General features: G+C 59.3%; 4 protein-coding genes and 1 pseudogene. 2 read left to right on the forward strand and 3 right to left on the reverse strand.

The features are described 5' to 3' along the window. Nucleotides 1-184: 184 nt before the first annotated feature. Nucleotides 185-1,636, reverse strand: a complete 1,452-nt coding sequence (locus tag AC1DJ5_RS14485) for a flavin-containing monooxygenase (RefSeq protein WP_477021050.1) — start codon at nt 1,634-1,636, stop codon at nt 185-187. A 747-nt stretch (nt 1,637-2,383) separates the two neighbouring features. Between AC1DJ5_RS14485 and AC1DJ5_RS14490 the strand changes: the two are divergent. Then, a pseudogene (locus tag AC1DJ5_RS14490) lies at nt 2,384-2,641 on the forward strand (alginate export family protein); the annotation flags it as partial. Nucleotides 2,642-3,104: 463 nt separating this feature from the next. Here the strand turns inward: AC1DJ5_RS14490 and AC1DJ5_RS14495 are convergent. Next, nucleotides 3,105-3,875, reverse strand: coding sequence for a DUF4386 domain-containing protein (locus AC1DJ5_RS14495; RefSeq protein ID WP_477021051.1), 771 nt, complete (start codon nt 3,873-3,875; stop codon nt 3,105-3,107). Between the two features lie 396 nt (nt 3,876-4,271). On the opposite strand from AC1DJ5_RS14495, the gene AC1DJ5_RS14500 reads away from it, so the two are divergent. Then, nucleotides 4,272-4,637 (forward strand): hypothetical protein, encoded by a 366-nt coding sequence (locus AC1DJ5_RS14500; RefSeq protein ID WP_477021052.1) that lies wholly within the window; start codon nt 4,272-4,274, stop codon nt 4,635-4,637. Between the two features lie 199 nt (nt 4,638-4,836). On the opposite strand, the gene AC1DJ5_RS14505 is transcribed toward AC1DJ5_RS14500, so the two are convergent. Then, nucleotides 4,837-5,457, reverse strand: a complete 621-nt coding sequence (locus tag AC1DJ5_RS14505; RefSeq protein WP_477021053.1) for a hypothetical protein — start codon at nt 5,455-5,457, stop codon at nt 4,837-4,839. Nucleotides 5,458-5,938 lie beyond the last annotated feature (481 nt).

The following is a 5,938-nucleotide window of genomic DNA, read 5'->3' on the forward strand; positions in this document are numbered from 1 at the left end:
GACGACGCCTTCAGCATCGACGCCGTGTACCTGGAACACGGACTTCGCGATGTCCAAACCAACCGTGACTACCTGATTCATGGCTCTCCTCCAGCTCTGCCGGAGGCTTAACGCCGCCGGTGGGTTGGAGAGCCGTCCACAGCATCAGCAGCGGACCTAGGCACCGGATGGGCGCTAATCTAGTTTAGCCGCCTCGGACTAATCGCTTGCTGGTCGTGGAGGCGGCGAGTTTCTTTATCGGGATCAAGGCAGGGGTGGTGCGCTCACGACGCCGCGTGTCGGGTTTGGTCGGTGGGCGCAGATAGGCGTCTTGAGAATCGTCCATCGCCCACAGCCACGGTGTGTGGTGAGGAACCGCCGTCGTCCCTGTCAGGACCGAGGTATAGCATTTGTTGCGATACCCCATGATGTCGGCCTTCTTGTCCTTCTTCCACTGCAGGAAGATCTTGTTCACGGCCTCGATATCAAAGGACGGATAGTCGCTCTGTGCGATCAGGCGGGCGATATAGGCCCCTTGGAATTCATAGGCGTCGGCGTCACACGCAATCTTCAGTTCCTCGTCGCGCCAGTGCTGGTTCAAGGCCTCCATCACGGTCTGATCCGGCAGCGAAATGCGGCCCATGATCATGTCGCGCGTCAGCCAGGCCTGAGCATCGAACAGGTTGAAGCTGTACCAGAGGTCCTGCATCCCCAGATAGAAGAGCTGCGGATTGGGGGTATAGGCGACCCCCTCGTACAGATCCTGCGGCCACAGGCGGTTCTGCGTCTTCAGGCGCAGGTCGTCGGTCAGGAAGGGGAAGTCGTGACGATAGCCGGTGCACAGGATGATCGCATCCACGCGCTTGGTGCTGCCGTCCTTGAAGTGGGCGAGGTTGCCCTCGACGCGAACAAGCTGCTGCTTCTCTTCCCAGTTCTCGGGCCAGACATAGCCCATGGGCTTGGTGCGGTAGCAGGTGGTCACGGACTCAGCGCCGTACTTGTAGCACTGCGAGCCGATGTCCTCGGCCGAGTAGCTGGAGCCGACCAGCAGGACGTCCTTGTCCTTGAACTCCATCGCATCGCGGAAGTCGTGGGCGTGCAGAATACGCCCCGGGAAGCTCTCGAAACCCGGGAACTCCGGCATGTTCGGCGTCGAGAAATGGCCCGTAGCCACGATGACGTGGTCGTATTCCTCTTGCGTCAGGGTGTCGGCGGAATAGTCCATCGCCGTGACCGTGAACTTGCGCGTCGCCTCGTCAAAGGTGACGGCTTTTACGGCATTGTTGAAGCGGATGTACTGGCGCACACCGGCCTTGGCGACCCGCCCCTGGATATAGTCCCACAGGACTTCGCGCGGCGGATAGGACGAGATCGGGCGCTTGAAATGCTCGTCAAAACTATAGTCGGCGAATTCGAGGCATTCCTTCGGTCCGTTGGACCAGAGGTAGCGGTACATGCTGCCGTGAACCTGCTCGCCGTTCTCGTCCAGGCCCGTGCGCCAGGTGTAGTTCCACATGCCGCCCCAGTCCTTCTGCTTTTCGTAGCAGACGATGTCGGGGATGGCGGCTCCCTGTTCGGCAGCGGCCTGGAAGGCGCGAAGCTGGGCCAGACCTGAAGGGCCGGCGCCGATGATAGCGATACGTTTTTGATGGGGCATGAAACACCTGCAGACGCGTGTAGCAACGCAGCGCGACCTCGGGTCACGGTGCAAGAAGACTGGTTGTGCGGGGGTGTCAGGCGAATGAGGGCGGAATGTGCCGTTGGCGAGCCGTGGCAACACTCAGATTGCTGGCTTCAATAATCTTGATCCGCGACGTGACCGGCGGCTGACAAATAGAGATCATCGCAACAAAACGAATGTAATCCCTGCAAAGGCTGCGTGCAGACTTAACGACCGATGTATTCATTATTCTAATATTATTTTCTAACATCGATGATTATTACATTCACCCTTTCCGTTCCATATGCTCATATTCATATCGCATATTAATATGTGCTGCAAATTTGCTACTGTCTTATGTCCCTGATCTCGACTGAATCGGGGCCGTCTTTCGGCGTGGGACGGGGCGATATCACGCCTCACGAAGTCAAAAATCGCGGACTTCAGAGGCCTGGAAACGCAGCGTTCAGGTCGCAGAAGGATGAGGCGCCACAGTTCCGCTGTAACCCCCACCATAACTGGGCGGAGGGGGGCACGCCTGAGACATCACCTGTCCCTACAGCCGCCGCGAGAGACGCCTCGTCATCCGCTTCAATGCAAGGGTCGAGTAACGGCGGTCACGATCGACGATCACAAGCCCGTGAGCCTGCCCAGATCAACGCAAGCGTGCCCGCCAAGGCCGCCAATACGGGCGCGACGCCGAGACCCCAAGTCCGTCTTTAACTTGGCGACGATCTTACGGGCATCGACGCCGGCTCGGGCGATGACGACCCGACCGACGACAAGGCCCAGGGGTTCGACGCCCTGTGGGGCCGCGGTCAGTCCTTCACGCCCGAGTTCGGCTATACCAACATGGTCCACACCGGGATGAACCTGAACCTCAATCCGATCCCTAAGCTGAACGCCAACTTTGGCGTGACGGCCCTGCGCCGCCTGTCACGAGACGACGGCGTCTACAGCCTGGCGCCGGCGCTGATCCGGGGCGCCGATGAGGGGCAGTCGCGAGAGGTCGGAATCCACACCACAGCCCGCTTGACTACGACTGGAGCCGCCACGTCTCCACCGGCCTCATGGTCAACCACGTCTCGGCCGGCGACTTCCTCAAGGAAACCGGCGACGGCGAAGACCTGTTCTACACCTCGGTTTTCGTCACCGCCCGTTTCTAGAGCGGCCGCGTCTCCTGAATACATCAGGGTCTCACCCAGGCAGCGGGGTGAGGCCCTGATTTTCAGGGAGAGGTTGCGGAGACAGCCAGAAGGGAGTGCGGCGCATTCGAAGTGGGGGTGTCGTTTCGCGGAATGGCCCCTATGCTCAAAATGAGGTTTGGGGGCTAATAGCCGGACCTGACTCATCTCGGTCAATCCGAAAGTCCGCTTTCGGCATGGACGGTCGTCACGCGTGAGTGTCCGCTTACGGGCAGGGAGGCATCGTCGCAAACCGACCCATTGCGGACCATTAGCGACCCTTAGGCTGCAGCGATCGACGGGGCTTGAGATGCCTTGCCCTGCTTCTGCGACGGCTCGCGGATGCCTTTAACCAAAAGCAGTATGCCCAAGGCCACCTCATACAGGAACATGGGGGCCATGTAGGCGATGCCGACGGCCTGCCCGAAAGCGGGCAGGATCATTGCGAGAAGCGGGAAGAGCGCAAGCATCATCGAGGCGGCGATTCCGACCATGGCCAGAGGCGCCGGAATATATTTCGACCTGAGCCACAGCCATGCGAACACGGCCTGCCCCAGACCGAGAAACACCCAGCCAAAGCCCATTGTGTCGGCGCGCACGCCGAGCAGAAGGCGGACGAGAGACTGAGACTGTTCGACAGTGAAGGCGCTCAGATACGGAGCGTCGGAAACCAAACGCAGCACGACAAACAATGCGAGCACGCTCAAAGCGAGAATGATCGCGTCCGCAACACGAAAGAGAGCGCCAAGGGCGGCGAGCCCTCGGTTGATGGGGCGTAGCACGACGTAGGATGCCGCTCCCACGGCCACGTCGCTGATGAAACACGCGAAGCTCAGGGCGACCGCGACTCTCACGAACTGGACGGCCCCCGCGACACTGCTGGCGGTGACCGCCGGATCATCGGAAATCACGATCGGACCAAGAGCGACGAACTCCACCCACATGGAGAGCGCCATGGCCAGAAGCGTGATGATCCCGACAACACGGGCGGCAGTGCGCTGGGCTGGCTGCACCGCCAAGCGCGAGAGTGCGCGCGGAATCGCATCGGTCATGATTGAAAACCCCGAGTGTTGTGAACAACCCAAGGCCACGCTCGACCCAGACGGCCAACGAACCATGGCTGCGCCCGCGCCGACAACTTAATCTATGGTAATGCTTGATGGTGAGGCACGCTCACGTTCCATGGCGTGAATGACTGCTGCCCACCCCCAACAGACGTCGACGGCGACCGCTTTCCGACCTAGAGGCCAAGGTCTTCTTTCGGTGCCAAAGCCCAGGACCGCCTTCGACCCCTCTCAGACATTCCCGGCGTCCGCTTGGCGGACTCGGATCATCTACGGGCGAGATTTTTTAGCCGGTTAGAGAAGCTGAGCCTTAATTGACAACTCCGGTTAATCCGCTTGATCATCTTGCTGCCGCACGGCGACCTGCAACTCGAAGGATAGATGATGAGCACTTTTACCGCTGGCGTTCAGTATGATGACTTCAAGGGCACAGTAGCCGCTGACCGTTCAGACACTCTGTCGATCACCAAACATCTCATAGCCTTGGGCAAGGCCGCGAATGACGAACGGGTTGTAGCTTTCAGGATCACTTCGAGCGGAATTAGCAGCGGTCCTGTGACCGACGTGTCGTTGGTCGCATACCTTACCAATTCCACTGAGTTTGAGCCGGCCCCGAAAGCCGTGCGCGCCGTCGATATTTCCCTAACACCAGGCGAGGCCCTCGCGTTTTTCAAACGGTTCGACCTCGTCGCCAAGCAGGACAATTTGGATTTGAGCGAGACCCACGTGGACGGACCGCATTACCCCTGACTATCTACGGGCGCGGGGGTCCGCTTTCAGGCAGGAAGCCTATTTCGCAAATCGACCCTTTGCGGATGCCCAGCAGGTCCGGTCTAGGCTGGGGTCACGAGCGCTGCTTCTGGGTAGTTTTTCGCGCCTAGGCGCTCGAAGAGCGATGTGAAGATATTCGTAAGCCGTAGTATACAGCCTGAAATCCGCATGGCCGGAGCTAGTCGGCTTCCTCTTTGCGTCGGCCCTCCGCCAATAGCGCCTGATTGCTCTTGCTGCTCCAGAACGCAGCTACGGTGATGCCTGCTGAGATGTGGCCGACCATGAAAGCGCTTAACCAACGCAACCGCTTGATGCGGTCCCGGTCATCCCGGATCTCGAACTCTTCGTAGTCTTCCGAATTGATCCGCAGCATCTCATCGACCAGGGCCCTGTCGAGTACGAAAGAATGCGCCGCCTGATTTCGTATCTTATTGAGACGCTCGATCGACGGAAGAAGGATCGGGTCGTGCGCACCCAAGCCCATCAAATAGGCGATCTCAACCTTCTGGTGAAACGAAAATCGGACGTGCTGAGGCTCCACGAGAATTGAGGATGTACACCTGATGTACTCGGTTATGGCGTGCTCGATGATCAGGTGGGACTTGAGAACGGCGTATTCTAGATGGTTCGTTCTTGGAAACTCGGCCTTGATCAGATTGTGAAGCGTGTCCGAGACCTCCCGAGCGAGGCGCATCCGCTCTTCGTCAGACACGTGGTCGCCACCAACCATGAAGACGCCTTCACGGTGATAGCTGTGGGCGGTTTCAAGTGTCGGCCGTGGCGTGCGGGACTGCCGCAATGGAGCCTCCTGTAGCTGATCCGGGCGTGTGTGAGGCTACAGGTCCAAAAAGACAACGCAGATGTTTTCTCCTTCGGTCGCACGCGAAAGCGTTAGAGCGAGCGCATCGCCCACGTTCGGAGATCCGCCTTCGTACGGAAACTGAAGAGTCGGCGCATTAGATGAGGTAGGGGCGGCAGCATAACCGGCGAGTGCATTAGAATTTGCCCTTAAGGCGCCGGGTCTTGGTCAGTGCCTGTCAACGTCCGCTTTCCACCCACAGCGGACGACGACGACGACCGCTTTCCGGCCTGACGGCCAACGTCCGCTTTCGGGGCGGGAGCCCAGGACCGAAATCGACCCGTAGGAGACATCACCGGCCCCACATCCTGTAGGGACATTCAATGACTTGGTTCGGCAAAACGCGACGGGCTGTGTCGTATTCCGCGCAAAGTTTCTGGACCCGCCGATCTTCCATGATCATCGACCCCGCGATGACGAC

The sequence above is a fragment of the Brevundimonas sp. 01N35 genome (genome assembly GCF_056399785.1).

What these genes read in the sequence shown, in the direction of transcription:
- AC1DJ5_RS14495 (WP_477021051.1), bottom strand. Translation starts at nt 3,875, where the DNA reads ATGACCGATGCGATTCCGCGCGCACTCTCGCGCTTGGCGGTGCAGCCA.
- AC1DJ5_RS14485 (WP_477021050.1), bottom strand. Translation starts at nt 1,636, where the DNA reads ATGCCCCATCAAAAACGTATCGCTATCATCGGCGCCGGCCCTTCAGGT.
- AC1DJ5_RS14500 (WP_477021052.1), top strand. Translation starts at nt 4,272, where the DNA reads ATGAGCACTTTTACCGCTGGCGTTCAGTATGATGACTTCAAGGGCACA.